Consider the following 26,571-nt stretch of genomic DNA (forward strand, 5'->3'; position numbering starts at 1 on the left):
TGAGCTCGGTGACTTCTGTCCTGAACCAGGCCATGCGCTTCGCGTATCTGGACGGAGCCATTTTCGCGGCCCGTTCAATGGGTGAATGGGCGCTACGCAAGGGTTTCGGCGCCGACAACATAAGAGTCGTCGACGACGGTCCCACCGGCGGCATCGAGAATCCAGTCACACGCGAACGGGTGCAGGTGACGGTCGATGAGTTGTTTCCGGTGGGCGCCGAGGTCGTTGACCAGTTGATCCTGGCATATTGCGGTCATGGACTCACCGATACGAATATCGGCTCAATCTCATGGCTGTTCAGCGATGGACTTACCCCTACAAACTCCGTCTCGTATGGATTGAGGAGATTTGTACAGCTTTCAATGACGCAGGCACCACGAAAAAACCGATCTGCCAAGCACCGGATTGATGTACTGGAAAATGTACCCGTTGGGGCTAATGCCAGTCAGTTAAGACATTACGCGAACCGTAGCAGCTGGCGACGCCTGCGTCCGGCTGCGCAGCAGTCGTAAAACAGTCACTGCGGTATTCCAGACAAATCGTGGAAGCAGGATTTGCGACGGCTTCGGCAGCTGCTACGGGGGACAGTGCTGAACCTGAAATTCCTTAACTGACTGGCATTACCCATTGGGGCTGGATTTGAGTGTTTTCAGAGGATGTAGCGGGAAATTCAAAGAAAGACTTTTCTTTGGACGAAAAAATGGACCTCTTTTCAGAGATCCATTTTTTAATGCTTGGAGCGGGAAACGAGACTCTTATCTAGTGCCCTACCCATTGAAATCTAAAGATTATTTAACATTCCCTCAGCAGGAATAGACTCATTTTTGGACTTGTTCAGATGACCTGTCAAGAACAGGAAGAACATAATTCCAAGCCGTGCTAACAAGTGCTCTCTACAGCTAGTCGGCGTAGCAGCCATCAGACTGCCGTTATCACTCCCCCTCTTCGATGACCACATTCGGCTGACTGTCAGCACTGTCGAGACGTTGAAAGCAATCAGGCATTTTGCAAAAAATAGTTGTCGATCCGTCAACAAGGCGCAGATGAAGGCACCAAGGGACTGCTCTCAGTGCCTCGGATCGAGAACCGGCTTCGGTTCCACCTCCATGATCAGTTTCGATCAGGTAGTTAAATCCATTCGATTCCGATACTGGCAACTTCGTTCCATGGCAAGGAAAAGACGGAAAACACTGGGAGTGTGATGTTGATCTACGCTATGTCGCGCAAATCGGACCGGCCAAGGATCTTTTAGTACATCTGACCCAGCTCTCCTACCGTGGCAATGATGCTCAAGGTGGCCCCGATATTGATCGGATCTATGCGGTTATCGAGTATCTATTGCATCTGAGCGGGACTAACCCGTCAGCCTTTGAGCAGGTGCCGAATACGTACAGGCTTTCCAGCGATTTGAAAGCGCCGAGCGGCTGATTCGATTTTCAACTCTGCGCGAGTGACTCTACTGTGATGGCGTAGATGATCGAGCCAGGACTCGTCAAAAAACAGCTCTATCCACAGTTGCGGATTTTCGGTGTCCTGCATCAATTGCCAGGAAAAAGAACCATTGAGGTGGCGCATTCTGCGCACCTCTTCCATGGCCTCTTTGAAGGCATCGGCATCCGCCGTGTCAATCTCATACTCGACCGTGATCATGACTGGCCCACGCTCACCATCGACGTCGACATTAATCAACGGTTGAGGCCAATGCAGCGAAGGGGCCAGGTCATCTGCGCTCAGCGCGGGCAGTTTGACCCACCAGCCCACCGCGACTCCCACCCCCATGATTACGGCGGCAAAACTCAGCGATATCGAGATCGAAAGCCAGCTGGCGATCAGCCCCCACATCACACCGCCCATGGCCATGCTGCCAAAGAAAGTCAGAATGTAGACCGCCAACGCCCTGGCCCTTACCCACGCAGGTACCGATGTTTGCGCAGACACCTGGAGGCTGGACAATACCGCGATCCAGGCAGCACCACTGATGAGCATCACCGGGATAAGCAGATAGAAATCCCGAACCCATGCCAAAGCCAGCAAGACTGCCGCATAGATAAGGCTGGCCGATGCCACCAGCTGATTGACCGCAATATGACGACGAATTACGGGCAGAAACATTGCGCCCGCGACCGCCCCGATCCCGACGCAACCGAGCAAGATCCCGAATTGCTCAGCGCTGCCCTTCAACTCACCTCGCACAATCAGTGGAAGCAACGACATGCCGGCGCTAGCGCCCAGAAAAAAAGCCAGGGCACGCACCATGACTCGCTGTAGTTCGCGTGAACTACGGGCATAGCGCCAACCCACACGGATAGCGCCAAACAGCCGTTCTGCGGGCAATACGGACGGTTGTGGCGTACGACGCCACAAGGCGAGCACCGCGATAACGCCAAAGAAAGACAGGGCGTTGACGGCAAATGTCGCCCATGGCCCTACCAGGCTGATGATGATGCCAGCGATGGCCGGTCCGAGTGCTCGGGCAACGTTGACCCCCACGCTGCTAAGCGATATCGCGGCGGGAAGATCACTGGCTGGAACCAACTCAGGTGTCAACGCTGACCATGCTGGCATGGTCAGCGCTGTTCCAATTCCCATGGCCAGCGTAAACAGAAGTAAAAGCGTAGCGCTCATCAGGTCCGCAAAGGTGATCAATGCGAGCGCAAGCGCAATGACGGCCATCCCTGCCTGGACAGCCAACAGGTAACGTCGTTTGTCGATGATGTCGGCCAGCGCGCCAGCGGGCAGCGCTAGAAGGAACATGGGAGCGGCACCCGCTACCTGTACCAGAGACACCATAAAAGGACTGGCCGACAAGGAGGTCATCAGCCAGCCAGCACCCACTTCATGCATCCACGTCCCTATGCTGGATGCAATGCTGGCGAGCCACAGACTGCGAAACAATCCATGACGAAGCGGTTGCCAGGCCGACGTTGTCGGTGGCTGCTCATTAGTCATCGTACTCACCCTTCTCTCCCTACAGTTTGCTCAGGAGCGGCCAGCGATGCGACAGACTCGTACCCACTGCCAATCTTCCAGACCCGCCGACAAGAATCGTCGAGAAGATGATCAGCAGCAGCCAGGCGAACTGGCCCTCGGCCAGACTCCACTCGGGATGAACCCAGAGAACCGATACAACCAGCAAAAAGAGAACAGGCAGTGTCGCAAGGCGCGTCAGAAGTCCCACTGCGATGAATATCGGACAAAACACTTCCGCGAAAATTGCCAGAGACAAGGTTAACCGAGCCCCCATGCCAAACGGGTCTTCGATCAACGTCAGTTCGTGCTCAAAATTGAAAAGCTTAGGCAATCCGTGCACCAGCAACAGCATCAGTACACCGGTGATGCGTAGCCAAAACAGCGCCGCATCCGGTGCAGTCGTCGTATTCATATCAGATGTGGACATGTTCCATTGCTCCCCACCGCTCGCCTGAGTACGCCTCTTCCCCTATCAAGGAAGAGGCGCAATACAGATCAGTGACCTTCCGATGCGTTAAACATGGTTTTGGCATAAATCAAACCAAGACCATAAGCGCCGCCGTGAGCGATAGAGGTTTTCACCGTCTCGTTATAGGTGTCGCTGCGAGCCCAGTCACGTTGCAGTTCCAGGAGGTACTGGAGTGAGGTCATCGGACACGCACCGGCTTGAATCATGCGCTCGATAGCGCGCTCGTGAGCCTCATCCGAAACGTCACCGCACGCATCGCAAATGATGTAGACCTCGAAGCCTTGTTCAAGCGCCGAGATCGCAGGGCCGACAATGCAGACCGAAGTCCAGAGACCGGCAAGAACGATTCGGTCGCGACCGATCTTGTTCACAGCGACGGCTATGCGCTCGTCTTCCCAGGTATTCATGCTGGTCCGGTCAATCAGTTCCTGACCGGCGAAGACGGAGGTAATTTCTTCAAACATCGGGCCCGAAAAACTTTTTTCGGCGACGGTGGTAAGAATGGAAGGAACGCCAAACTCCTTCGCTGCCTTGGAGATCAGTGCAGCGTTATTGCGGAGTGAAACAGCGTCGATGGATTTGGTCGCAAATGACATCTGCGACTGAAAGTCGATCAGGATCAGAGCGTGGTTGCTCGGATTAATCAGACCTTTACCTGGTGCTGCTTTTGCGGTTGCCATAACACTTCTCCGGATATGTTTGAGAGGGGCTATTTTCGGCTTCGTTGGAGCAGAGCGATTGTATGGATGTGCGAATCTGGAAAAGTTTGTGCTGAGAAAATTCTTTCGCCAAGCATCTGGAGGCTGCTGTATTTACAACCCGTCCTCGGTCCGATCCAGCCGTTCACGCAAGAATTCGATCAGCGCCTGCACCGGTCGCGAGCCCTGGCGATGCTGCGGATAGACCGCCGATAACGTCAACGGCTCGGGGCGGAAGCTGTCCAGCACCGGCACCAGGCGCCCGTCCTTCAAGGCCGAACCGACAATGAAGGTCGGCAAATAAGTGATGCCCATGCCGGCGATGGCCGCGTCCTTGAGCAATTCTCCGTTGTTGACCCGCATCCTTCCGGTGACGTTCACGGTCAATGGTTTACCCTGTCCTTCGAACCGCCATTGCACCTGGCGACCGTGGCCGTAAGGCAGGCAGTCATGGCTGTGCAAGTCTTCGGGGTGAATCGGCGTACCGCGCTCGGCCAGGTAGGCCGGGCTGGCGCAGTACACCCGCTGGATGGCGGCGAGGCGTCGGGCGATCAGCGTCGAGTCTTCCAGCACGCCAATGCGCAATGCCAGGTCGTAGCCTTCACTGAGCAAATCCACCGGACGATCACTCAAGTCCACTTCCACCGTGACGTCGCGATAGCGCTGCAAAAACACCGGCAGCAGGCACCCCAAGTGCGCCACCGCGAACGACAGCGGCGCGCTCAAGCGAATGGTGCCGCGTGGCTCGGCGGTCTGCCCGGCGATGCCCTGCTCCACGTGTTCGACTTCGCTGAGCAGACGCAGGGCCGACTCGTAATAACTCTGCCCCAGGGGCGTGACATCCAGCCGCCGGGTCGAGCGGTTGAGCAGGCGCACGCCGAGGCGCTCCTCCAATTGCATCAGCCGGCGGCTGACGAACTGCTTGGACAGGCCCAACTGATCGGCCGCCGCCGTGAAGCTGCCGGAGTCCATGACCTGGCAAAAAATACGCATGTCTTCGAATGGATTCATTGTCACTCTCTGGTTGACAGTTAAACGCTTTATAGCCGCTTTTTCACTTTCAGGCACCTCATTAATCTGTGCTCACGGTGTTGCTGAGGCCTGAACCCCAGCGCCACAGCAGCCCGATCCCAAGGCATAAAAAACTCAAACGATTGAAAAAGGAATTGACCATGAGCCTCAAGAGAACCCTCACCGCTTCCCTCCTCGCCCTGTCCATCGGCAACGCTTTCGCCGCCGGCAGCCCCGGTGTCGAACACAACACCCAGGCCTTCCTCGATGCCCTCGCCGCCGGCGGTGGTAAACCGCTGGAACAACTGAGCCCGAAAGACGCCCGCGCGGTGCTGACCGGTGCCCAGGCCTCGGTGAAAGTCGATCTGTCCGGTGTTGAAGTCAGCGACAAGGCGATCAAGGTCGACGGCCAGACGATCAACCTGAAAGTGGTGCGCCCGGCCAAGGTCAAGGGTGAGTTGCCGGTGTTCATGTTCTTCCACGGCGGCGGTTGGGTGCTGGGCGACTTCCCGACCCACCAACGCTTGATTCGCGATCTGGTGGTGGGCTCCGGGGCAGTTGCCGTGTACGTCGATTACACCCCGTCGCCAGAAGCGCACTACCCGACTGCGATCAACCAGGCCTACGCCGCTACGAAATGGGTGGCCGAGCATGGCAAGGACATCGGTGTCGACGGCAAGCGTCTGGCGGTGGCCGGCAACAGCGTCGGCGGCAACATGGCGGCGGTGGTGGCGTTGATGGCCAAGGAACAGAACACCCCGGCCCTGCGCTTCCAGTTGCTGATGTGGCCGGTGACCAACGCCGGGTTCGATAACGGCTCGTACCAGCAGTTTGCCGAAGGCCACTTCCTGACCAAAGACATGATGCAGTGGTTCTGGGACAACTACACCACCAACCCGGCCGAGCGCGCGCAGATCCATGCCTCGCCATTGAATGCCAGCGCCGAACAGCTCAAGGGCCTGCCTGCCGCGCTGGTGCAGACCGCCGAATTCGACGTGCTGCGTGACGAAGGCGAAGGCTACGCCCGCCACCTCGATGCAGCCGGCGTACCGGTGACCTCGGTGCGCTACAACGGGATGATTCATGACTTTGGCCTGCTCAATCCGCTGAGTCAGATACCTGAAGTGAAGGCAGCAGTGCGACAAGCGGCGGCTGAGCTCAAGACCCATCTGAACTAAGCCAGTGCCCTTCCCCCACAGCGATGTGGGGCGAAGGGCTTTTTTGTGGGAGCGAGCAGGCTCGCTCTCACAAATCCGGTGCGAGCCACTCACTCTTTTCCGGCGGAGCTATTCCATGACTTTCATGTTTGCCCACCTGCTGTCCTGGAGCGCCCTGCTTCTGGTGCTCGACGCTCTGCTCTGGCACCTCGCCCCGTTCAAGCACCGCGCCCCGCGGGTCGGCGTGCGTCTGGCGTTGTTTCTGGCGTTCAGTGCGCTGGTCATCAACGCCGGCGTCAGCCCGTTGCAGGCGCCGTTGTTCGCCGATGATCATGTTGCGCAACTGGGCGCCACGGCGCTGGGGATTCTCTGGTGGCTGTACGCCGCGCGGGTGCTGACCGAAGTGATCGGTCTGGCCCTGATGCGCCGCATCGGTCACAGCGGTCGGTTGTTGCAGGACGTGATCGGTGCGCTGGTGTTCCTGGCCGCCATTGTCGCTGCCGCCGGGTATGTGCTGGAGCTGCCGGTCAAAGGTTTGCTCGCGACCTCCGGGGTGGTCGCCATCGTGGTCGGTCTGGCTTTGCAGAGTACGTTGAGCGACGTGTTCTCCGGCATCGTGCTCAACACCACCAAGCCCTATCAGGTGGACGATTTCGTGATGATCGATGGCGTCGAAGGCAAGGTGCTCGATATTGACTGGCGCGCCACCCATCTGCTGACCAGCGCTGGCACCCTGGCCGTGGTGCCGAACTCGGTGGCGGCCAAGGCCAAGATCGTCAACCTCAGCCGCCCGACCAACCTGCACGGCGTGTCGATCAGCATCATGGTGCCGAACCACATCCGTCCGCGCCGGGTGCTCGATGCCCTCGAGCGTACTCTGCAAGGCAGCAGCAGTCTGTTGCTCGATCCGGCGCCGAAAGCGCTGCTCAAAGAGGCCGGTGAAGAAATGTCCGAATACGTGGCCAGCGGTTTCATCGCCGAACTGGGCAAGAAAGGCGACGTGCGCAATCAACTGTTCGACCTCGCCCATCGGCACCTTGAAGCGGCGGGCATCTCGCGGCATCCGGACGGCGTGATCGAACCCTCGAGCCGCGCCCGCGCGTTGCTCGATGAAGTGAAGATTTTTCGCTCGCTTAGCCATGAGGAACGTGACCGCCTCGCTGAATCGATGGTGCCGCAGCAGTACAGCGCCGGCCAGGTGGTGCTGGATCTGGACGAAGTGCCGGACAGCCTGTTTGTGATTGCCACCGGTGTCGTCAGCGCCAGCGTGTCCGACGGCAATGGCCTGGCCGAGGCAGGCCGCATGGGGCCGAGCGAAGTCATGGGCGAACAGAGCATCCTTGCCGATACACCGTCCCAGGCGACGTTCACCGCGCTGACATCCTCCATCATCTACCGTCTCGACAAGAACCTGACCCGCCAGTGCATGGAGCAGCGCAGCGAAGTGGGCCAGGCGTTGAACAAGCTGCAGGCGGTACGGCAACAGAACAGTCGGCTGGCGTTGATGGCCAAGCCTGTGCCGGTCAGGAAAGGTGGGTTTCTGGGGTGGTTGCAAAAACGTTGAGCACAAAAATGCCCGCACATCGGCGGGCATTTTTTTCAGCGGATTACTTGGCAGTGAACTTGGTATAGCTATTGATCAGATTGCGATAGTTCGGCAGACGCTGCGACAGCAGATTCGCCAAACCTTCCATGTCATTGCGCCAGTCGACTTGCAGCTCGCAGGCCACCGCGAACCAGTTCATTAGATGCGCACCGGCGGCCGACATCCGCGCCCACGCCGCTTGTTGCACAGTGGTGTTGAAGGTGCCGGAAGCATCGGTGACCACGAACACTTCAAAACCTTCAGCAAGCGCCGACAGGGTCGGGAACGCCACGCACACGTCAGTCACTACACCGGCGATGATCAGTTGCTTGCGACCGGTGGCCTTGATGGCTTTGACGAAGTCTGCGTTGTCCCAGGCGTTGATCTGGCCAGGGCGGGCAATGAACGGCGCGTCCGGGAATTGCTCTTTGAGTTCCGGCACGATCGGGCCGTTCGGGCCGCTGTCGAAACTGGTGGTAAGGATGGTCGGCAGGTTGAAGAACTTGGCGATGTCGCCCAGCGCCAGGACGTTGTTCTTGAACTCGTTCGGGCTGAAATCCTGCACCACCGAGATCAGACCGGTTTGGTGGTCGACCAACAGCACAACGGCATCGTCTTTGTTCAGACGCGAGTAAGGAACGTTGCTCATGTGGAACTCCTCGATGGATGGTTGTTGCGGGGGAGCGCCGGTCACGAAGACCGGCGCTTTGTTTCGGAATCAGAAGGCGAAGCAGGAACAGCCGAATGCGCCCCAGAAACCGGCGAAATCGCTGACCGGCGCATTCGACTGGCGCGCCTTTTCATGGCTGTGCGTATGCACCGCGCACGGGCCGCTGCAATGGTGGACCTGAGCCTGCATCGGCGAATTCGGGCGCCAGTGGCCGGGGACTTTCATCACCGGCGACCAGTCCGGCAGTACCGGTACGCTGGCCGGCCCGAGTTTTTCGAAGTCGCCGGCGGCGTACACAACCTTGCCGCCGACCACCGTCAGTACCGACTCGATCCACTTGATCGCTTCTTCCTCGACGCTGAAGAAATCCGCGCTCAACGCTGCCAGGTCCGCCAGTTGCCCGACCTTGATCTGGCCCTTCTTGCCCTGTTCGGACGAGAACCAGGCGCTGCCGTGGGTGAACAGTTCCAGCGCAGTGGTGCGCGGCAAGCCTTCCTCGTACAACGCCAGACCACCGACGGTGCGGCCGCTGACCATCCAGTACAGCGAGGTCCACGGGTTATAGCTGGAAACCCGTGTCGCGTCGGTGCCCGCGCCGACCGGCACGCCCTCGGCGAGCATGCGTTTGATCGGCGGGGTGTGCTCGGCGGCTTTGCTGCCGTAACGCTCGACGAAGTATTCCCCCTGGAACGCCATGCGATCCTGAATCGCGATGCCGCCACCCAGCGCCTTCACCCGCTCGATGTTCTGTGGAGTGATGGTTTCAGCGTGGTCGAAGAACCACGGCAAACCGTTGAACGGAATGTCGCGATTGACCTTCTCGAACACATCGAGCATGCGGCTGATGGATTCGTTGTAAGTGGCGTGCAGGCGGAACGGCCAGCGTTGCTCGACCAAGTGGCGAACCACCGGTTCCAGTTCCTGTTCCATGGTTTGCGGCAGGTCCGGGCGCGGTTCGAGGAAGTCTTCGAAATCCGCCGCCGAGAACACCAGCATTTCCCCGGCGCCGTTGTGTCGCAGGTAATCGTCGCCCTGGTGCAGGGTGACGCTGCTGGTCCAGTTCTTGAAGTCGGTCAGCTCTTCCTTGGGCTTCTGGGTAAACAGGTTATAAGCGATGCGAATCGTCAGTTGCTGGTCCTTGGCCAACTTATCGATCACTGCGTAATCGTCCGGGTAATTCTGGAAACCACCACCCGCATCGATGGCGCTGGTCAGGCCCAGACGATTGAGTTCACGCATGAACTGACGGGTCGAGTTGACCTGATATTCCAGCGGCAACTTCGGCCCTTTGGCCAAGGTCGAGTAAAGAATCATCGCGTTCGGACGGGCCACCAACATGCCGGTCGGATCGCCGTTGGCGTCGCGCACAATCTCGCCACCCGGAGGGTTCGGCGTGTTGCGCGTGTAACCGACAACCTTGAGCGCTGCGCGGTTGAGCAAGGCGCGGTCGTACAAGTGCAAAACGAACACCGGCGTATCCGGCGCAGCCTGGTTGAGTTCTTCAATCGTCGGCATGCGCTTTTCGGCGAACTGGAATTCGTTCCAGCCACCGACCACCCGCACCCATTGCGGCGTCGGCGTGCGATCGGCCTGGTCCTTGAGCATGCGCAGGGCATCGGCCAGGGACGGCACGCCTTCCCAGCGCAGTTCGAGGTTGTAGTTCAAGCCGCCCCGAATCAGGTGCAAGTGCGAGTCGTTGAGCCCAGGGATGACGCAGCGGCCCTTGAGGTCAATGACCTGAGTGCCCGAACCGCGCAGGGCCATGGCCTCGGCATCGGTACCCACCGTGACGAAGCGGCCATTGGTGATCGCGACCGCACTGGCGAGGGGTTTTTCACGGTCAACGGTATGAAACTGGCCATTGAATAGAATCAGATCGGCGTTCATTGGTTTTCCTCAGGCAGAGTGGAATGAGGTTGTCCGGCTTTCAGCCACGGCGCGAACAGACGCGTCGCCCTGGGCATGAACAGGTACACCACCGAAACCACAATGGTCACGGTGATCAGAAAAGTGGCAACCACGTAATTGGACAGAAAGGCGTTGAGCTTGAGCAGCGGGCCCCAGATCAGCGGCACCAGCAAGGTATGCGGCAGGATCACCAGCAGCGTCACCACGGCCTGCTTCCAGCGCGGCGGTGGCGAACCGGCATCGGCCTGTGGCGCGAACCAGAATTCCTTGACCGGGTTGACCTCGGTCTGGTCCCCATCCGCCAGCATCGGCTCGGCTTCGTTGACCAGCTCCAGCCGTTGCGGCGAATCGAGCCAGCGCTGCATCGCCTCGGTAGAGCAAAAACGCAGCACGCAGGTAAACATGTCCAGGCCGGCGCTCTTGCCGCGAATCACATCCACCCCCAAATGCCCCTCGCTCTGCCCGGCAATACCGACAATCCGCCGCAGCCAGGCTTCATAGGGCACTTCAAAACCGGCCTTGACCCGGTGTTTGACGACCAGGGTCACGACTTCTTCGAAGCCGCGCACCGGGTGGGTGGTTGCAGGGTCGAATCGATTGGATTCAGGCATAACGAAAGGCTCCGGCGAAACGGAAATTGTGCGCAAGCACAAGTGAAAACCAGCGGCGTCGGTGCGCCAGGACTTGATTCGATAATGCCGGTGTGAGGGAGGGGAAAATTGAACGTATGTGCTCTCTTTGCGAGCGGACTTGAGCCCGACACTTTCCTGTGGCGAGCGGGGTTGCTCGCGCCGGCCGGTCCGCGCTCGGGCGCGGCTGTCGTAGAACCGGCTGATGTGTTCTACCTGATGAATCCCGGTGGTTGGTTTTGGGGCCGCTACGCGACCCGGCGGGAGCAAGCTCCCTCGCCACAAAAGCGGTTTCTGGCAGGAGTTTTTCCCGCTATGAAGCTGGAATATTCAGAGGCTCGGACATGAACTGAGTAATCCGCGACCGCAACCATCGCTCCGCCGGATCATTGTCGTGCACCCCGCTCCAGGCCATCGACAACTGTGCCTCATCGATGGGAAACGGCGGATCTTCGGCCCTCAAGGCACAGCCTTCGACCAGCGCGCAGGCGGCGTAGTCGGGAACGGTAGCGATCATTTCAGTCCCGGCGAGCAACGCCCGCAACCCACTGAATTGCGGCACCCCCAATACCACCCGTCGGGTGCGACCCACCTTGGCCAGATCAAGATCAATGTTGCCGCTCAAATCCCCCGAAAACGACACCATCGCATGGGGCCGCTCACAGTACTCATCCAGCGTCAGTGCTCCAGGCCGGTTGTCTGCGCGCAGCACTTTGCACGGGATATCCCGCAGTTTCTTGCGTTTGGCATTGGCCGGCAGTTCGGTGGTGTAACTGACCCCGACTGAAGTTTCCCCGGACGCCAGCAACGCCGGCATCAGCAAATAATTGGCGCGGCGCACCACCACAATGATTCCCGGCGCCTCCTCCCGCAGATGGCTCAACAGCGACGGAAACAAGCCAAACTCGGCGTCGTCCGACAGACCAATGCGAAACACATCACAACTGGTAGCCGGATCAAACTCCCTGGCCCGGCTGACCGCCCCGCAGATGGTGTCCATCGCCGGTTGCAGCTCCTTGAGAATCGCCAGCGCCCGTGCCGTCGGCTCCATGCCGCGACCGTTGCGCAGCAACAGCGGATCGTCGAACAGATCACGCAACCGCCCCAACGCGGCGCTCACGGCTGGCTGCCCCATAAAGAGTTTTTCGGCGACCCGGGTCAGATTCTTTTCGAACATCAGAGCCTCGAAAATCACCAACAGGTTCATATCGACGCGGCGCAGATCGCTACGGTTCATAGGTACGGTTCCATGGTGTTTTTCCAGCCTGGCAAAGTCTTTTGGACTTTACTCAATCATAGGTTTGCGCGCGCTGTTAACCGGAGGAATTAACAACGTTTAACTCGCAAGCCAAAGCCCTGCGACCAACAATCAAGCCTTCTACGCATACCTGTTATTCCAAAAGGGATGGTGCTGACCCACCGTGCAGTGCGCCAGCGCATTCCCACCGACCCGGACATTTGCCATGGCCCACGTTCAGCACAACGCCGCCCACGCATCAGCCACGCAAACGCGAAAATCCACCACTGGCGGCCTCAGCCCCTGGCGGGAAAGCCTGATCAAGCAGTTGATCCTCGAGCGCCTCAGCGAAACCCTGGAAGTCACCGAACTGGCCCGGGCCTGCGCGATGTCGCGCAGTCATTTCTCCCGTACCTTCAAGTGCAGCACGGGCCTGTCACCCCAGGACTGGATTCGTTGCCAGCGCATCGCCCGGGCCAAGCAACTGATCCAGAACACCGACATGACCCTGACGCAAATCAGCCTGGAATGCGGCTTCTGCGATCAGGCGCACTTCTGCCACATTTTCACCCGCAGTGAAGGCATCACGCCTTTTGCCTGGCGCTGTCAGGCGATGCGATCCGCCCCTCCCACCGCAGCAATCTCCGCCCCCTCATATACCGCTCAAATTCACCTCCCATGAAGAAGCCGAGCGGTATGACCGCTCGGCTTTCAGGGATGACGACCGAGAATCACCCCAGCAGTGGAATGCCACTCAAGCAAGGAGCGAAAACCGGCGCGGGCCGAACGCCCGCGCCGTGGCCAATCAGGCCTTGAGGAACGCCAGCAGGTCGGCGTTGAGCTGATCCTTGTGAGTATCGGTCAGCCCATGGGGCGCGCCGGGGTAGACGAGCAGTTTCGAGCCCTTGATCAATTTGGCCGAGGCGATGCCGGCGGCTTCGATTGGCACGATCTGGTCAGCGTCGCCATGTACCACCAGGGTCGGCACGTCGAACTTTTTCAGGTCTTCGGTAAAGTCGGTTTCGGAGAACGCCTTGATGCAGTCATAGGTGCTCTTGTGACCGGCGGTCATGCCCTGCATCCAGAACCAGTCGATCATCCCCTGAGAAGGCTTGACCCCAGGCTGGTTGAAGCCAAAGAACGGCCCGCTGGCGATGTCTTTGTACAACTGCGAACGGTCCGCCAGGGACGCCTGACGCATACCGTCGAACACTTCCATCGGCAGGCCGCCAGGATTGGCTTCGGTCTTGATCATCTGCGGCGGTACCGCGGAGATCAGCCCGGCCTTGGCCACGCGACCGGTGCCGTGTCGACCGATGTAACGCGCCACTTCGCCGCCGCCGGTGGAGAAACCGAACAGCACCGCATTTTGTAGATCCAGCAGCTCGATCAACTGCGCGAGGTCGTCGGCGTAGGTGTCCATTTCATTGCCAGACCAGGGCTGGCTGGAGCGGCCGTGGCCACGGCGGTCATGGGCAATGACCCGGTAGCCCTTGGACGCCAGGAAGATCATCTGTGATTCCCAGCTGTCGGCATTCAACGGCCAGCCGTGGCTGAAGACGATGGGCTGGCCGGTGCCCCAGTCCTTGTAGTAAATCTCGGTACCGTCGCGGGTGGTGAATGTACTCATGGTGATTGTTCCTTAACTAACGGGTCGGGCTGTTTGGGTGAATCAAACCGATAGATGGCCCATTCGGTCGGCCAGGCGTGCTACCCGCTCGCCCAAGTGCGCGGCGGTGCAGCGATCTTCGGGAGGTGGCGCATGGTCCGGGGATTGTTCGACATTCGACTGGGCCATGGCCCCCAGCGAACTGCCCAGGCGATTCAATTGCCCATCGAACACGCTAGCGCTGGAGCGCGCCGGCAGCAGGTCGAGACCGACCCAGATCATCGAGTGCTGAGCGGCGAACACCGCCATCTGCAGTAAGGTGTTGAGCTTGTCGCCGCACAGGCAGCCGGAGTTGGTGAACCCAGCGGCCAATTTGTCGCGCCAGGGCTGGGCCAGGTAGAACGACGCAGTAGCCTCCATGAAGCCTTTGAACGGCGCCGAGGCGCTGCCCATGTAAGTCGGGGCGCCGAAGATGATTGCGTCGGCGCGGTGCAAGCAGTCCCAGTGCTCGTCCACTTCCTCGACCGGAATCAGTCGGCAGGTACTGCCCAGGTGCCGTTCCACGCCTTGGGCCACGGCTTCGGCCATGACCCGGGTGTGCCCGTAGCCACTGTGATAGACCACCACCACGTTGCTCATTCCGGCATCCTCCAGAAGTGTTCATCCTTTTTGCTGCATGAAGCACAAAGACCGGTGCCTTCGGTTGATGGACTTGAAGTATTGGATTTTTGGGCGTAAATCGGACGCAGGACGAGTTAAACGTTGTTAATTTTCAACGGTGCACCAAAGACCCGACTCACCCCTTTGCCACCGCCGCACCCAGTAAATACGGAGCTGCGAACGGTACCGGCAACGCTGCAGCCGATGCGCACACCGGATAGTCGCTCGGCCACCGCGTTGCGCTGACGAAAAAATCTGAGGAACATGCTCGGATACCGCGTGATAGACGGATGCAAGCAGGAGTGACCCGTTGACCCTTTCCCCCGAACAGGCTGTGCATTTCGGCCCTTACCGGATCTACCCCGGACAACGTCTGGTGCTGGAGGCCGACCAGCCCCTGCGCCTGGGTCGGCGCGCCATGGACATTCTGTTGATCCTGCTGGAGCACGCCGGGGATGTGGTCAGCAAGCAGCAACTGATCGCCCGGGTCTGGCCCAAAAGCGTCGTCGAAGACATCAATTTGCGAGTGCACATCGCAGCGCTGCGCAAAGCCCTCGGCGACGGTCAAGCCGGCCAGCGCTACATCGTCACCGTGGCCCAACGTGGTTACAGCTTTGTCGCGCCATACTCGGTGGAACACTTCGACCAACGTCCCGTGAGCGGCGGGCACGAGCAGAGCGGCCATAACCTGCCCATTCGTCGGACTCGCATGATTGGCCGCCAGGCCTTGGTCGACAGTCTTGTGACGCACTTGCCACACCAACGCTTCATCACCCTCGTCGGCCCTGGCGGTATCGGCAAGACCACGGTGGCACTGCGCGTCGCCGAACAACTGATTGGTCGCTACCGGGACGGCATTCGACTGCTGGACCTGGCCCCGGTCAGCGACCCGTCGATGATCGCCCCCCACCTGGCGACGCTGCTGGACCTGTCGTTGCATGACGCGGATCCGATGACCGGTCTCGCGACCTTCCTGCGCGAGCGGCAGATGCTGCTGGTGATCGACAACTGCGAGCATCTGATCGACGCCATTGCGTTGCTCAGCGAAAGCATCCTGCGTGGCGCGCCCGACGTGAACATTCTGGCCACCAGTCGCGAGAGCCTGAGGGCCGAAGGCGAATTCGTTCAGCGCCTGGAGTCTCTGGACTGCCCACCGCCCATCTCCGCACTGGACCGCATCCAGGCCTTGAGCTTTTCGGCTGTGCAATTGTTCGTCGAACGGGCGATGGCCAGTCATGACAGTTTCGAACTGACCGATAACGAGCTGCCTCTGGCGATCGAGATATGCCGCCGCCTGGACGGCATTCCTTTAGCGATCGAACTGGCCGCAGCGCAAGTGGGCAACCTTGGCCTGAGTGGATTGCTGACGCAACTGCAAGGCAGTTTTCGTCTGCTCACACAGGGCTGTCAGACGACGCTGGGACGGCATCAGACTTTGCGCGCAACACTCGACTGGAGTTTCGAGCTGCTGAGTGCCTGCGAACAGACCTGCCTGCGCCGACTGGGTGTGTTCCGGGGCGGTTTCACGCTGGAATCGGCGGCCGCGGTGATTGTCGGCGAACACATCGAGCCCAGCGAGGTGTTTGGCTCGATCACGCAACTGGTGGCCAAGTCACTGTTGAACGTGGAGGTCGGCGACGAGCAGGTGTTCTACCGCCTGCTCGATACCACCCGCAGCTATGCCCTGGAAAAACTCGACCAGGCAGCTGATCTGCCAGATACCCGGGAACGCCACGCCGAACGCTGCCTGGCATTGATGCATCAGGCCCAGAACGACTGGGAGCACATCCAGACCGGTGTGTGGATCGAGCGTTACGCCCGCAGTCTGGAAGACATTCGCTCGGCCCTCGACTGGGGCCTGAACGCTCAAGGGCCGCAGGCACTGGCGATCCGACTGGCTGCGGCTTCGACGCCACTCTGGCAGGAACTGTCGCTGCTCAAGGAACACGGCGTGTACGTGCGCAAGGCCCTGGCGCTGCTCGAATTGACGCCCGAGCCCTGCCCTCGTCTGAAAATGGCCCTCAAGCTCGCCCTCGGCAGCTCCTGCTACCACACCCAAGGCGGCACCGCCGAAACCGTCGAAGCCTTTGTGAGCGCCAGAACCCTGGCCGAACACTGCAACGACGTGGCCGGTCAGCTCAGAGCCGTGTCCGGGCACATGGCGGTCAACCTCAGTTGCGGCAACTACCAGACGGCCCTGGAACAGAGCCTGCAATTCGATCGGCTGGGTTTGCAAGGCAACGCCGCTGTGTCCCTGAGTACACACCGTTTGCAGGTGCTGGCCCTGCACTTTGCCGGGGATCAGCAACAGGCACGGGAGAGTGCTGAACAGGTCATTCAGCGCATGGCCCAGAGCGGACACCTCAATCGCTTCACCCACGGCTTTGGCGTCCAGTACGACCAGAGCGTCGCCGCCCTGACTATTCTCGCGCGGATCCTCTGGTTGCAGGGCCTTCCCGAAAAGGCCTGGCGCACTGCCCGTCAGGCGTTGGACATTGCGATCGAAATCGACCATGGCACGTCCATTTGCTACACACTGGCACTGTCCGGCTGCCTGATCGCCCACTACAACGGCGACACTCAAACTGCCCGTGAACTCTTGCGCCTGCTGCTCGAGCAAACACAAAAACATTCGGTGCCACTGTTCTACAACTGGGCCCGGCACTATGCGCAGGTGATCGATGGCGATAACGCACATTCGAACCCGCAACCCGGCGCCGGGCTGATCAAGGAAATCATGGTCACCCTGGATAGCGGTTTCGTCGATGACGCATTGCTGGCACGGGCCAAAAACGGCGCTGCGGGCTGGAGCACGGCAGAAATCCTTCGGGCCAGAGCGAATGCTCTGCTTGCAGAGAACAGCCAGAGTGCAGCCGAGACCGTGCTGCTCAATGCGCTGGGAGTGGCAAAAGCCCAGGGGGCTCTGGCGTGGGAACTGCGCACTGCCACATCACTGGCCGAGCTTTGGCAGCATCAAGGCCGCCTCCAACAAGCCCACGACCTGCTGGCGCCGATCTACAACCGCTTCACCGAAGGCTTTGCCACACCAGACCTAAGCAAAGTCCGCCGTTTGCTCGACGAGTTGCAACGACACCGGCCGTCCTGACCCCCAGCGTGCCTGGCTGTTGTAGCGGGCATAACGCATTTCAAACACTCGCAGCAGTCCGCTCAGTTCAAGTTTTTCCAGTGCGTAAGTACGGGTGGTGTTGAGAAACCGGTAACGTGTCATGCCATTGCTGCGTTCAACCGACAACAGTGATTTCAGCACCAGCCGCTCCATCACCTCCACCAGACTGGTGGACCGCAGCACTGCACAACTGATGACACCGATGGCTGCGTCCAAAGTAAAAGCTGTTTTGAACACCGCCAGCCCCTGCAGCACGGTCTGTTCCAGCGGACTCAGCCGCTGATAGCTCCAGTCCAGCGCGGCCTTGAGCGTCTGATGCCGTGGCACGGCAGTGCGCCGGCCTTGGGTCAGCAGTTGAAAACAGTTGTCCAGTTGTGCTCGCAGCCCAACCAGTGCCAGCGCATCGATCTGCGCCGCTGCCAGTTCGATGGCCAGGGGCAGACCGTCGAGGCGCCGACAGATTTCCCGCACAGCCTTGAGGTCCTGTTCACGCAGAGCAAACCCTTGTTGGCGGGCACGGGCACGGCTGACAAACAGCTGCACCGCTGAATAGCTCATGACCTCACTGACACTCTGCAGCGCTGACATCGGCGGCACCGCCAGGGCTGGCAAACGCTGGACCGTTTCTCCCGCCACCTGCAGCGGTTCGCGGCTGGTGGCCAGGATCGATAACCGTGGTGCCGAAACCAATAGGCCCTCCACCAGCGAACGGCAACGTTCGAGCAGGTGCTCGCAATTGTCGAGCACCAGCAATGCATGCCGTTGCGCCAGGGCATCCACGCCAACATCCAGTTCCAGGGTCTGGCTCAGATAATCGACGAGTTGCACGGGGTCATCGATTGCCGCCAGATCAACGATCCAGACGCCATCGCGATAGTGCTGCAACAGCAGTTCGGCCACGCGCAAGGCCACCGTGGTCTTGCCGATGCCGGCCGGGCCGACCAGGGTGATGAAACGGCGAGCCGGCAACTGCCGGACCAGACTGCCAACGATCGAATCTCGGCCGGTCACTGGCGTGATCCGTGTCGGCAGGTTGTGCCGGGGCTGCTGAACGGTCTCGATCGAAACCTGGATCCCGTCCGACTCGCGCTGCACTGGGGCGATGAAGCTATAACCGCGCTGGGGAATATTAACGATGTAGCACCGCCCGTTCTGGCCGTCACCGAGGGCCCGACGCAGGGCAGCGATGTGCACGCGCAGGTTGATCTCCTCGACCACCGAAGTCGGCCAGACGTGGGCAATCAGTTCTTCCTTGCTGAGCACGTTACCCGCGCGCTCGACCAGTACCTGGAGGATATCCAGTGCCCGCCCCCCCACGCGCAGAGGCCGATCACCTTCCAGGACCAACCGCTGACTCGGGTGGAACGTGTAGGGGCCGAACCGCAGTACCGTATCGCTGTTTAAATCTCTGAGGCTGTTCATACATGTTCACGTGCTCAAAACCTGACCCGACTCAAGGCACGGAATCATCCGTTGCACATGTTCGCCCAGGCTCCCGCACCTCCGCTGCCAAGAGTTCACGAGTATCTTGGCAGGCATGAGTGACGGTACAACGGCGATGGAGGGAGCGTCACGGCCATTGCAGTGCGCAGGACGGACAAGAACGCTTTAACTGAACTGTTCGCGGTACTGGGCGGGGGTCAAACCCAGTTTTTCACTGAACAGAAAACGCATGTGCCGCACGCTGCCGAAGCCGCTCTTGTAGGCGACGGTCTTGAGCGGCAGGTCACTGGTTTCCAGCAGGTTCCTGGCGCAGTCGATACGCGCGCTTTGCAGAAACTCCATGGGCGTAATGTTCACTTCCCGGGCAAACACCCGAGCGAAATGCCGCGCACTCATGTTCACCAGGCTGGCCATGCGTTCGACGCTGAAAGCTTCATCAAGGTGTTCGAGCACATGGTTCTGCACCCGGGTCACCGGCGTTTCCTGGGGTGCCACCGCAGCCATCAACGGGCTGAACTGCGCCTGTCCGCCCTGGCGTTTCATCACCACCAGCAGCACCTTGGCCACGTCCTGGGCGATTTTCTTGCCGTGATCCTGAGCGACCACCGCCAGTGCCAGGTCGATACCGGCGGTGACCCCGCCAGAGCTGATCAGGTTGCGATCCTCGACGTAAATCTGATCGGTCTTCACCGTCGCCTTGGGGAAGGCTCGAATCAACCGCTCCGTGTAATGCCAGTGAGTCGTCACCCGATAACCGTCCAGCAAACCGGCATGCCCCAATATGAACGCCCCCGTGCAGATCGAGCCATAACCGGCCGACCGACTGACGGCGCCCCGTAGCCAGTCGAGCAACGGTGGATGTTTTTCGTTGTAGGCCCCCGGACCGCCCGGCACCAGCAGCAAGTCATAGCTGTCGCAGGCCTGGTCTATATGCACATCGGCCTGAACGCTGACGCCGTTGGATGCGCGCAACGCGCCATGCTCGGTGCCGATCGTCGACAGCTGATAACGGTCGCCCGGCTCCAGATAACGGTTGGCGATAGAAAACACCTCCATGGGCCCGGCCATATCAAGCAGGAGAAAGTCTGGAAACAGCACCATTGCCACGGTTTTCATGGGTTGGAAATCACTGATATCAAAGAAATAGGAAACGTAGCGTCAGCACTGAACATTATGGCCATTTGTAACAATAAGAATACATGAACCCGCTCACATAACTGTCAACCTGATCGAGACAGTATTTCAATTTCCATCTACTTATTGCACCAGCAGGTAAACATTAACCTTCTCCTCACTCGGACGAACTCTCGTCCCAAACAGGAGATTTCATCATGCTGACCCTTCGCAAAGCCTCTGATCGCGGCGCGGCCAATCACGGTTGGTTGAAGTCGTTCCATACCTTTTCCTTTGCCAACTACCGCAACCCGCGGGAGCAGGGTTTTTCCGACCTGTTGGTGATCAACGATGACCGCGTGGCAGCCGGTAAAGGCTTTGGCCAACACCCGCACCGGGACATGGAGATTTTCTCTTATGTGCTCGAAGGTGCCCTGGAACACAAGGACACTTTAGGCACAGGTTCGGTGATCCGCCCCGGCGACGTGCAATTGATGAGTGCCGGCAGCGGCGTGGCGCATAGTGAGTACAATCACTCGGCGACCCGACCGGTGCACTTCCTGCAAATCTGGATCGTACCGGACGTCAGCGGCGCCAAACCGCGTTATCAGCAAGAGCACTTCAGCACGCAGAAAAAACGCGGTCGCCTGCAACTGATCATCTCCCCCGATGGGGCCAACGGTTCGCTGCGGGTGCGTCAGGACGCCCGGGTCTATGCCGGTCTGATCGACGGCAAGGAAAGCGCCAGCCTCACGCTCGCCGCCAATCGCTACGCCTATGTGCATGTGGCCCGGGGCAAGGTCGAACTCAATGGCTTGCAGTTGCAGGCAGGTGACGGTGTGCGGATTCGGGAGGAACAGGCGCTGACCTTGAGCAACGGCGTGGATGCCGAAGTGCTGGTGTTCGATCTGCGTCCTCAAGAGCTGCCGGAAATGCCATGACCGTAACTTGCCTGGGGGGCGCTGTGCCCCCCGGGCTTCACTCATTGGAATGTGAAAACACTTCGACAGGGACAGCCAAAGAAAGACTTTTCTTTGGACGAAAAAAAATGGACCTCTTTTCAGAGATCCATTTCTTAATGCTTGGAGCGGGAAACGAGACTCACATCTCGCGTCCGACGAATATCGGCCACCGCAGGCAACTCTTCGGGCTGGTAGACCATGAGCAGATACTCTCCAGCCCTCTCCCGCTCGGGATCGATGGCTGCTCGGATACAACCCACATAAGGAAGTTTCAGCCTTCCTCGTTCAAACCAACCTACATCGCCATAACCGACACACGCGCAGACGGCTACCAAGACTACACGACCAGCGAGAGCCAGGGCGTCATCGCCAACTTCGGTTATCGCCTCAACCTAACCTGGAAACGCGTTTCTACCTACGCTTCCGCCAGACTGACAATGATCTCGCCGGGGGGTGACCAAACGCTGCTCGAGCACGACCCACACGCAGCCAACCCCACTTACGTGGCACGGAATGAGAGCCGTGAGAAACAGATACGACACCGATCCTTACGCCCTGTTCGGCGCGACCCTGCGCTACAACGCACACAAGCGCGACTGGCAGACCGGGCTACGACAACAAAGGCCAGGACGCGGTTCGGTAAACGCAGGGGGACGGCCTGGCGATGGATGGGGTATCGTGGAGTCTGCGCTGCGGCCTGCTGGCGATCGGTCAATTGATCCCCCCTACCTTGCCAGCACTGCTGTCCCAGCCACCTCCCAAGGCTTTATAGATCGCGACGATTCCACGGTACTGATCTGTTTCACCCAAGGCCTGGGCATCTTCGGCGTTGAGCCGCTCGCGCTGCGCATCCAGCAACACCAGATAATCCACGGTCCCTTCCTTGTACTGGATGGCCGCGAGGTCAGCGGCGGCGCGGCTCGACTCACTTTGCCTGATCAACGACAACAACCGTTGTTGGCGTTTGCCATAGTCGCTGAAGGCGTTTTCAGACTCTTCAAGCGCCAGCAGCACTTGCTGCTCATAGGTGGCCAGGGCGCCTTCGGCATTGGCGTCGGCACCACGGATGCGCGCCCGCACGCTGCCCAGGTCAAATGCCGCCCAGGTAATGCTCGGACCCAAGCTCCAGGCCCGGGCGGCGCTGGAGCCAATCTGTGAACCACGGCCGGCGGTGAAGCCGAGGAAGCCGCTCAGGCTCACCCGCGGGAACAAGTCGGCAGTGGCCACGCCGATTTCAGCCGTGGCGGACGCCAGCCTGCGCTCGGCCGCGAGCACATCGGGGCGCCGGCGCAGCAGTTCGGCGGGATCACCGATCGGCAGCGCTTTGGCAATGGCCGGCAACTTGGTGGGACTCAACGACACGCTCAAGGTCTTCGGGCGCTCTCCCAACAGCGTGGCGATGCGGTTTTTCTGCCGCACCTGCTCCGCTTGCAGTTGCGGCACCGTAGCCTCGACCGCCGCCAGACGCGCATCGGCACGCACCACATCGAGTTCATTGCCCACACCGGCGTCCCGCAGGCTGACCGTCACGGCACGGGAATCCTGCTGGTTCTTCAGGTTGGCCAGGGCGATTTTTTCCCGCAGTTGCGAGCCCCGTAGTTGGCCATAAGCGTCCACCAGTTCGGCAATCATGGTCACGCGCAGCTGATACAAGTCCGCTGCGGCGGCGTCTTCCTGGGCATCGCTGGATTCCAGTTGACGCTGGATCCGGCCAAACAGGTCGACTTCCCAGACCATGTCCAGGCCCAGGTCGTAGCGTTCCTGATTGACTCGACTCTCGGTCTGGCCGGGCACTTGTCCCCGCCCCTGTTGGCTGCTGACGCGGCTGGTGACCACCGGCAAATTATCATTGCTGACATCATCACGAATCGCCCGGGCCGCTTTCCAGCGGGCAAACGCGACGCGCAGATCGCGGTTGCCTTCCAGGGACTTGCTCACCAACTGGTTGAGCGTGGGGTCATCGAACTGCTGCCACCAGACCGTTTCGAACCGCGATTGATCGTAGTGCCCGCCCTGGATCGACACGACAGTGGCCGGCGCGGTGTCAGGGGTTTTGTAGTCGGGGCCCACCGTGCAAGCAGCCAGTGCGACGACCAGAAGGCTGGGTAAAAAAAGCTTCAAGGTGTTCATTAATGTGCCTCCGGATTCACTGCGTTTGCCTGGTGAGCCTTGGTAACTTTTCGCGCGTTTTTGCGCTCGATGGCGCGACGAATCAGCACGAAGAACACTGGCGTCAGCAGCAACCCGAAGAAGGTCACGCCGAGCATCCCGGAGAACACCGCCACACCCATCGCCCGGCGCATTTCCGAACCGGCACCTGTAGAGGTCACCAGCGGAATCACCCCCATGATGAAGGCGAAGGACGTCATCAGGATCGGCCGCAGCCGCATGCGGCAGGCGTCCAGCACTGCATCCAGCGGGGACATGCCCTGTTCCTGTTTGTCCTTGGCGAATTCGACGATCAGGATCGCGTTCTTGCACGCTAGGCCGACCAGTACGATCAGGCCGATCTGGGTGAAGATGTTGTTATCGCCCTTGGAAATGATCACCCCGGCAATCGCCGACAGCAGGGTCATTGGCACAATCAGGATCACCGCCAATGGCAAGCTCCAGCTTTCATACAACGCGGCCAGGACCAGGAACGCCAACAGCACGCAGAGCGGGAACACCAGCAACGCGGTGTTGCCGGACAGGATCTGCTGGTAGGTCAGGTCAGTCCATTCGTAGGTCATGCCGTTGGGCAGCTCTTCTTTGAGCAGCTTTTCAATCGCCGCCTGGGCCTGGCCGGAGCTGTAGCCCGGCGCGGCGCCGCCGTTGATTTCCGCGGTGATGAAGCCGTTGTAGTGCATGACTCGATCAGGCCCCGACGTCGGGCTGACCTTGACGAACGTGGCCAGCGGGATCATTTCGCCTTTGTTGTTACGCACTTTCAACTGACCGATCTGCTCCGGTTCCTGGCGGAACTGCTGTTCGGCCTGCACGTTGACCTGATAGGTCCGCCCGAAACGGTTGAAGTCGTTGGCATACAGTGAGCCCAGGTACACCTGTAATGTGTCGAAGATGTCGTTGATGGCCACGCCATGGATCTTGGCTTTTTCCCGATCAATCGCAGCGTCGACCTGCGGCACGTTGACGGTGTAGCTGGTGAACAAATTGGCCAGCTCCGGAACACTGCGGCTCTTGCCGATGATGTTCATGGTCTCTTTGTACAGCTCTTCGTAACCCAGGTTGCCCCGGTCTTCGATCTGCAAGCGGAAACCGCCGATGGTGCCCAGGCCTTGGACAGGTGGCGGCGGGAACACCGCGATGTAGGCGTCCTGGATGCCACCGAACTTGGCGTTCAGCGACGCGGAAATCGCCCTGGCTGACAGACTCGGATCCTTGCGTTCATCGAACGGCCGCAAGCCAATGAAGGCGATGCCGGCATTCGGGCTGTTGGTGAAACCATTAATCGACAGGCCTGGAAAGGCCACGGCGCTGTCGAAGCCCGGCTCGTTCATGGCGATGGTGCTCATGCGCCGGATCACCGACTCGGTGCGATCAAGGCTGGCCGCATCCGGCAGTTGCGCAAAGGTCACAAGGTACTTCTTGTCCTGGGTCGGTACGAAACCGGTTGGCGTGGTGCTGAACCCCATGTAGGTCATCGCGATCAGGCCGGCATAGACCAGCAACGCCACGCTGCTGCCCCGAATGATCTTGGCCACGGCAATCACATAACCATGGCTGGCCTTATCGAAGAAGCGGTTGAAGGGTTTGAACAGCCAGCCACCGAGCAGGCGATCCAGCACTTTGGAGAAGCGGTCCTTCGGCGCGCCGTGGGCCTTGAGCAACACTGCGGCCAACGCCGGCGACAAGGTCAGGGAATTGAACGCCGAAATCACGGTAGAGATAGCGATCGTCAACGCAAACTGCTTGTAGAACTGCCCGGTCAAGCCCGAGATAAAGGCAGCGGGTACGAACACCGCACACAGCACCAGCGCCGTAGCGATGATCGGACCGGTCACCTCGCCCATGGCTTTTTTGGTCGCCTCGACCGGTTCCAGCCCCGACTCGATGTTCCGTTCGACGTTCTCCACCACCACGATCGCATCGTCGACCACGATCCCGATCGCCAGGACCAGGCCGAACAGCGACAGCGCATTTAATGAGAAGCCGAAAAGATGCATCACGGCAAACGTACCGATCAGCGACACCGGCACCGCGACCAGCGGAATGATCGAGGCGCGCCAGGTTTGCAGGAACAGGATGACCACCAGCACAACAAGGATCAGTGCTTCGAACAGCGTGTGAACCACCGCCTCGATCGAACTGCGCACGAAGATCGTCGGGTCATAGACGATCTCGTAGTCCATGCCTTCCGGGAAGCTCTTCTTCAGCTCCGCCATCTTCGCCCGCACCTGGTTGGAGATGTCGATCGCATTCGAGCCCGGACGCTGGAAGATCGGCATCGCCACCGCTTCCTCGTTGTTGAGCAAGGCACGCAAGGCGTACTGGTTGGAACCCAGCTCGACCCGGGCGATGTCTTTCAGGCGAGTGATCTCGCCGTCCGGACCGCTGCGGATAATGACGTTCTCGAACTCTTCTTCGCTGACCAACCGCCCTTGGGAGTTGATCGACATCTGAAAGCTCGTGGCATTCGGCGCAGGCGGCGAACCCAGTTGCCCGGCAGCGACCTGGCGGTTCTGCTCGCGCACCGCGTTGACCACATCGGTTGCGGTCAGATTGCGTGAAGCGGTCTTGTTCGGATCGAGCCAGATACGCAACGAGTAATCACCGATACCGAACATCTTCACATCGCCGATACCGTCCAGGCGCGACAGCTCATCCTTGACGTTGAGGATCGCGTAGTTCGACAGGTAGAGCATGTCGTAACGCTTGTCCGGCGACACCAGATGCACCAGCAAGGTCAGCTCGGGAGAGGCCTTGTCGACGGTGATGCCGATACGCGTCACTTCCTCGGGCAGCTTGGGTTCAGTGCGAGTCACACGGTTCTGCACCTGGACCTGGGCGTTGTCCAGATCAGTGCCCAGGGCGAACGTCACGGTGAGGGTGAGCCGGCCATCCGCCGTGGATTGTGAGGACATGTACAACATGTTCTCGACGCCGGTGATCGCCTGCTCCAGTGGCGCCGCTACAGTTTCTCCGATAACTTTCGGGTTGGCGCCGGGGTAGTTGGCGTGAACCACCACGGTCGGTGGCACCACTTCCGGGTATTCGCTGATCGGCAACTGGAACAGCGAGATCGCGCCGGCAATCAGGATCAGCAGCGACAGCACCGCCGCGAAGATCGGTCGCGTGATAAAGAACTGAGAAAACTTCATGT

The 26,571-nt window shown here is 59.8% G+C and carries 20 protein-coding genes and 2 pseudogenes; 8 read left to right on the forward strand and 14 right to left on the reverse strand.

Annotation, left to right across the window (positions count from 1 at the left end; all coding sequences use genetic code 11):
* Positions 1–8 precede the first annotated feature (8 nt).
* The gene (locus tag AC07O1_RS17480) at positions 9–512 is read left to right on the forward strand and encodes a hypothetical protein (RefSeq protein WP_495089519.1); all 504 of its coding nucleotides are present in this window, start codon (positions 9–11) and stop codon (positions 510–512) included.
* A gap of 673 nt (positions 513–1,185) precedes the next feature.
* A pseudogene (locus AC07O1_RS17485) lies at positions 1,186–1,428 on the forward strand (OprD family outer membrane porin); the annotation flags it as partial.
* Here the strand turns inward: AC07O1_RS17485 and AC07O1_RS17490 are convergent.
* The 4 genes from AC07O1_RS17490 to AC07O1_RS17505 all read right to left on the reverse strand — a co-directional run bounded on the left by AC07O1_RS17490 (position 1,363) and on the right by AC07O1_RS17505 (position 5,148).
* The gene (locus AC07O1_RS17490; protein ID WP_495089520.1) at positions 1,363–2,949 is read right to left on the reverse strand and encodes an MFS transporter; all 1,587 of its coding nucleotides are present in this window, start codon (positions 2,947–2,949) and stop codon (positions 1,363–1,365) included. The pseudogene AC07O1_RS17485 and the gene AC07O1_RS17490 overlap by 66 nt on opposite strands.
* 19 nt (positions 2,950–2,968) lie before the next feature.
* Positions 2,969–3,397, reverse strand: coding sequence for a DoxX family protein (locus tag AC07O1_RS17495; protein WP_495089521.1), 429 nt, complete (start codon positions 3,395–3,397; stop codon positions 2,969–2,971).
* 68 nt (positions 3,398–3,465) lie between these two features.
* A complete protein-coding gene (locus AC07O1_RS17500; protein WP_495023542.1) occupies positions 3,466–4,119 on the reverse strand; it encodes a hydrolase in 654 nt (217 codons plus the stop codon).
* A gap of 132 nt (positions 4,120–4,251) precedes the next feature.
* A complete protein-coding gene (locus tag AC07O1_RS17505; protein ID WP_494993201.1) occupies positions 4,252–5,148 on the reverse strand; it encodes a LysR family transcriptional regulator in 897 nt (298 codons plus the stop codon).
* Positions 5,149–5,309: 161 nt separating this feature from the next.
* Here AC07O1_RS17505 and AC07O1_RS17510 point away from each other — a divergent pair, with 161 nt between their 5' ends.
* Complete coding sequence (locus AC07O1_RS17510) at positions 5,310–6,326, forward strand: alpha/beta hydrolase (RefSeq protein ID WP_495089522.1); 1,017 nt, start codon at positions 5,310–5,312, stop codon at positions 6,324–6,326.
* A gap of 115 nt (positions 6,327–6,441) precedes the next feature.
* A complete protein-coding gene (locus AC07O1_RS17515) occupies positions 6,442–7,869 on the forward strand; it encodes a mechanosensitive ion channel domain-containing protein (RefSeq protein WP_495089523.1) in 1,428 nt (475 codons plus the stop codon).
* A gap of 43 nt (positions 7,870–7,912) precedes the next feature.
* Here the strand turns inward: AC07O1_RS17515 and ycaC are convergent, their stop codons facing one another.
* The 4 genes from ycaC to AC07O1_RS17535 form a co-directional block, all read right to left on the reverse strand.
* Positions 7,913–8,539, reverse strand: coding sequence for an isochorismate family cysteine hydrolase YcaC (ycaC, locus tag AC07O1_RS17520; protein ID WP_495089524.1), 627 nt, complete (start codon positions 8,537–8,539; stop codon positions 7,913–7,915).
* A 69-nt stretch (positions 8,540–8,608) separates the two neighbouring features.
* Entirely contained in the window at positions 8,609–10,447 is a 1,839-nt protein-coding gene (locus AC07O1_RS17525) for an amidohydrolase (RefSeq protein WP_495089525.1), read from the reverse strand.
* Positions 10,444–11,079, reverse strand: a complete 636-nt coding sequence (locus AC07O1_RS17530; protein WP_494993205.1) for an antibiotic biosynthesis monooxygenase — start codon at positions 11,077–11,079, stop codon at positions 10,444–10,446. Before AC07O1_RS17530 ends, AC07O1_RS17525 begins: the two co-directional genes overlap by 4 nt.
* Before the next feature lie 331 nt (positions 11,080–11,410).
* Positions 11,411–12,334, reverse strand: a complete 924-nt coding sequence (locus AC07O1_RS17535; RefSeq protein WP_495089526.1) for a LysR substrate-binding domain-containing protein — start codon at positions 12,332–12,334, stop codon at positions 11,411–11,413.
* A 226-nt stretch (positions 12,335–12,560) separates the two neighbouring features.
* Here AC07O1_RS17535 and AC07O1_RS17540 point away from each other — a divergent pair, with 226 nt between their 5' ends.
* Positions 12,561–13,016 (forward strand): helix-turn-helix domain-containing protein, encoded by a 456-nt coding sequence (locus tag AC07O1_RS17540; protein ID WP_495089527.1) that lies wholly within the window; start codon positions 12,561–12,563, stop codon positions 13,014–13,016.
* Positions 13,017–13,139: 123 nt separating this feature from the next.
* Here the strand turns inward: AC07O1_RS17540 and AC07O1_RS17545 are convergent, their stop codons facing one another.
* Positions 13,140–13,964, reverse strand: coding sequence for an alpha/beta fold hydrolase (locus AC07O1_RS17545; protein ID WP_495089528.1), 825 nt, complete (start codon positions 13,962–13,964; stop codon positions 13,140–13,142).
* A 42-nt stretch (positions 13,965–14,006) separates the two neighbouring features.
* Entirely contained in the window at positions 14,007–14,582 is a 576-nt protein-coding gene (locus AC07O1_RS17550) for a flavodoxin family protein (RefSeq protein WP_495089529.1), read from the reverse strand.
* A gap of 331 nt (positions 14,583–14,913) precedes the next feature.
* On the opposite strand from AC07O1_RS17550, the gene AC07O1_RS17555 reads away from it, so the two are divergent.
* Entirely contained in the window at positions 14,914–17,709 is a 2,796-nt protein-coding gene (locus AC07O1_RS17555; RefSeq protein ID WP_495089530.1) for an ATP-binding protein, read from the forward strand.
* Here the strand turns inward: AC07O1_RS17555 and AC07O1_RS17560 are convergent.
* Positions 17,656–19,152 carry an ATP-binding protein gene (locus tag AC07O1_RS17560; RefSeq protein WP_495089531.1) on the reverse strand — a complete coding sequence of 499 codons (1,497 nt, stop codon included), beginning with the start codon at positions 19,150–19,152 and terminating at the stop codon, positions 17,656–17,658. The two genes, AC07O1_RS17555 and AC07O1_RS17560, sit on opposite strands and share 54 nt — an antisense overlap.
* 186 nt (positions 19,153–19,338) lie before the next feature.
* Positions 19,339–20,289 (reverse strand): GlxA family transcriptional regulator, encoded by a 951-nt coding sequence (locus AC07O1_RS17565; protein WP_495023553.1) that lies wholly within the window; start codon positions 20,287–20,289, stop codon positions 19,339–19,341.
* Positions 20,290–20,504: 215 nt separating this feature from the next.
* On the opposite strand from AC07O1_RS17565, the gene AC07O1_RS17570 reads away from it, so the two are divergent.
* Together AC07O1_RS17570 and AC07O1_RS17575 are read left to right on the forward strand one after the other, a co-directional pair.
* Complete coding sequence (locus AC07O1_RS17570; protein ID WP_495089532.1) at positions 20,505–21,227, forward strand: pirin family protein; 723 nt, start codon at positions 20,505–20,507, stop codon at positions 21,225–21,227.
* A gap of 317 nt (positions 21,228–21,544) precedes the next feature.
* A pseudogene (locus AC07O1_RS17575) lies at positions 21,545–21,778 on the forward strand (TonB-dependent receptor); the annotation flags it as partial.
* A gap of 181 nt (positions 21,779–21,959) precedes the next feature.
* On the opposite strand, the gene AC07O1_RS17580 reads toward AC07O1_RS17575, so the two are convergent.
* Both AC07O1_RS17580 and AC07O1_RS17585 read right to left on the reverse strand, forming a co-directional pair.
* On the reverse strand, positions 21,960–23,378 hold the full coding sequence (locus tag AC07O1_RS17580; RefSeq protein ID WP_495089533.1) for an efflux transporter outer membrane subunit: 1,419 nt from the start codon (positions 23,376–23,378) through the stop codon (positions 21,960–21,962).
* The gene (locus AC07O1_RS17585; RefSeq protein WP_495089534.1) at positions 23,378–26,569 is read right to left on the reverse strand and encodes an efflux RND transporter permease subunit; all 3,192 of its coding nucleotides are present in this window, start codon (positions 26,567–26,569) and stop codon (positions 23,378–23,380) included. Before AC07O1_RS17585 ends, AC07O1_RS17580 begins: the two co-directional genes overlap by 1 nt.
* Between the last annotated feature and the right edge of the window lie 2 nt (positions 26,570–26,571).

It is taken from the genome of Pseudomonas sp. GW821-FHT07G10, assembly GCF_059418545.1.

Coding starts and splice junctions, on each gene's coding strand:
- AC07O1_RS17530 (WP_494993205.1), bottom strand. CDS start 11,079: ATGCCTGAATCCAATCGATTCGACCCTGCAACCACCCACCCGGTGCGC.
- AC07O1_RS17550 (WP_495089529.1), bottom strand. CDS start 14,582: ATGAGCAACGTGGTGGTGGTCTATCACAGTGGCTACGGGCACACCCGG.
- AC07O1_RS17580 (WP_495089533.1), bottom strand. CDS start 23,378: ATGAACACCTTGAAGCTTTTTTTACCCAGCCTTCTGGTCGTCGCACTG.
- AC07O1_RS17560 (WP_495089531.1), bottom strand. CDS start 19,152: ATGAACAGCCTCAGAGATTTAAACAGCGATACGGTACTGCGGTTCGGC.
- AC07O1_RS17570 (WP_495089532.1), top strand. CDS start 20,505: ATGCTGACCCTTCGCAAAGCCTCTGATCGCGGCGCGGCCAATCACGGT.
- AC07O1_RS17565 (WP_495023553.1), bottom strand. CDS start 20,289: ATGAAAACCGTGGCAATGGTGCTGTTTCCAGACTTTCTCCTGCTTGAT.
- AC07O1_RS17545 (WP_495089528.1), bottom strand. CDS start 13,964: ATGAGTACATTCACCACCCGCGACGGTACCGAGATTTACTACAAGGAC.
- AC07O1_RS17490 (WP_495089520.1), bottom strand. CDS start 2,949: ATGACTAATGAGCAGCCACCGACAACGTCGGCCTGGCAACCGCTTCGT.
- AC07O1_RS17540 (WP_495089527.1), top strand. CDS start 12,561: ATGGCCCACGTTCAGCACAACGCCGCCCACGCATCAGCCACGCAAACG.
- AC07O1_RS17500 (WP_495023542.1), bottom strand. CDS start 4,119: ATGGCAACCGCAAAAGCAGCACCAGGTAAAGGTCTGATTAATCCGAGC.
- AC07O1_RS17510 (WP_495089522.1), top strand. CDS start 5,310: ATGAGCCTCAAGAGAACCCTCACCGCTTCCCTCCTCGCCCTGTCCATC.
- AC07O1_RS17525 (WP_495089525.1), bottom strand. CDS start 10,447: ATGAACGCCGATCTGATTCTATTCAATGGCCAGTTTCATACCGTTGAC.
- AC07O1_RS17505 (WP_494993201.1), bottom strand. CDS start 5,148: ATGAATCCATTCGAAGACATGCGTATTTTTTGCCAGGTCATGGACTCC.
- AC07O1_RS17515 (WP_495089523.1), top strand. CDS start 6,442: ATGACTTTCATGTTTGCCCACCTGCTGTCCTGGAGCGCCCTGCTTCTG.
- ycaC (WP_495089524.1), bottom strand. CDS start 8,539: ATGAGCAACGTTCCTTACTCGCGTCTGAACAAAGACGATGCCGTTGTG.
- AC07O1_RS17495 (WP_495089521.1), bottom strand. CDS start 3,397: ATGTCCACATCTGATATGAATACGACGACTGCACCGGATGCGGCGCTG.
- AC07O1_RS17535 (WP_495089526.1), bottom strand. CDS start 12,334: ATGAACCGTAGCGATCTGCGCCGCGTCGATATGAACCTGTTGGTGATT.
- AC07O1_RS17585 (WP_495089534.1), bottom strand. CDS start 26,569: ATGAAGTTTTCTCAGTTCTTTATCACGCGACCGATCTTCGCGGCGGTG.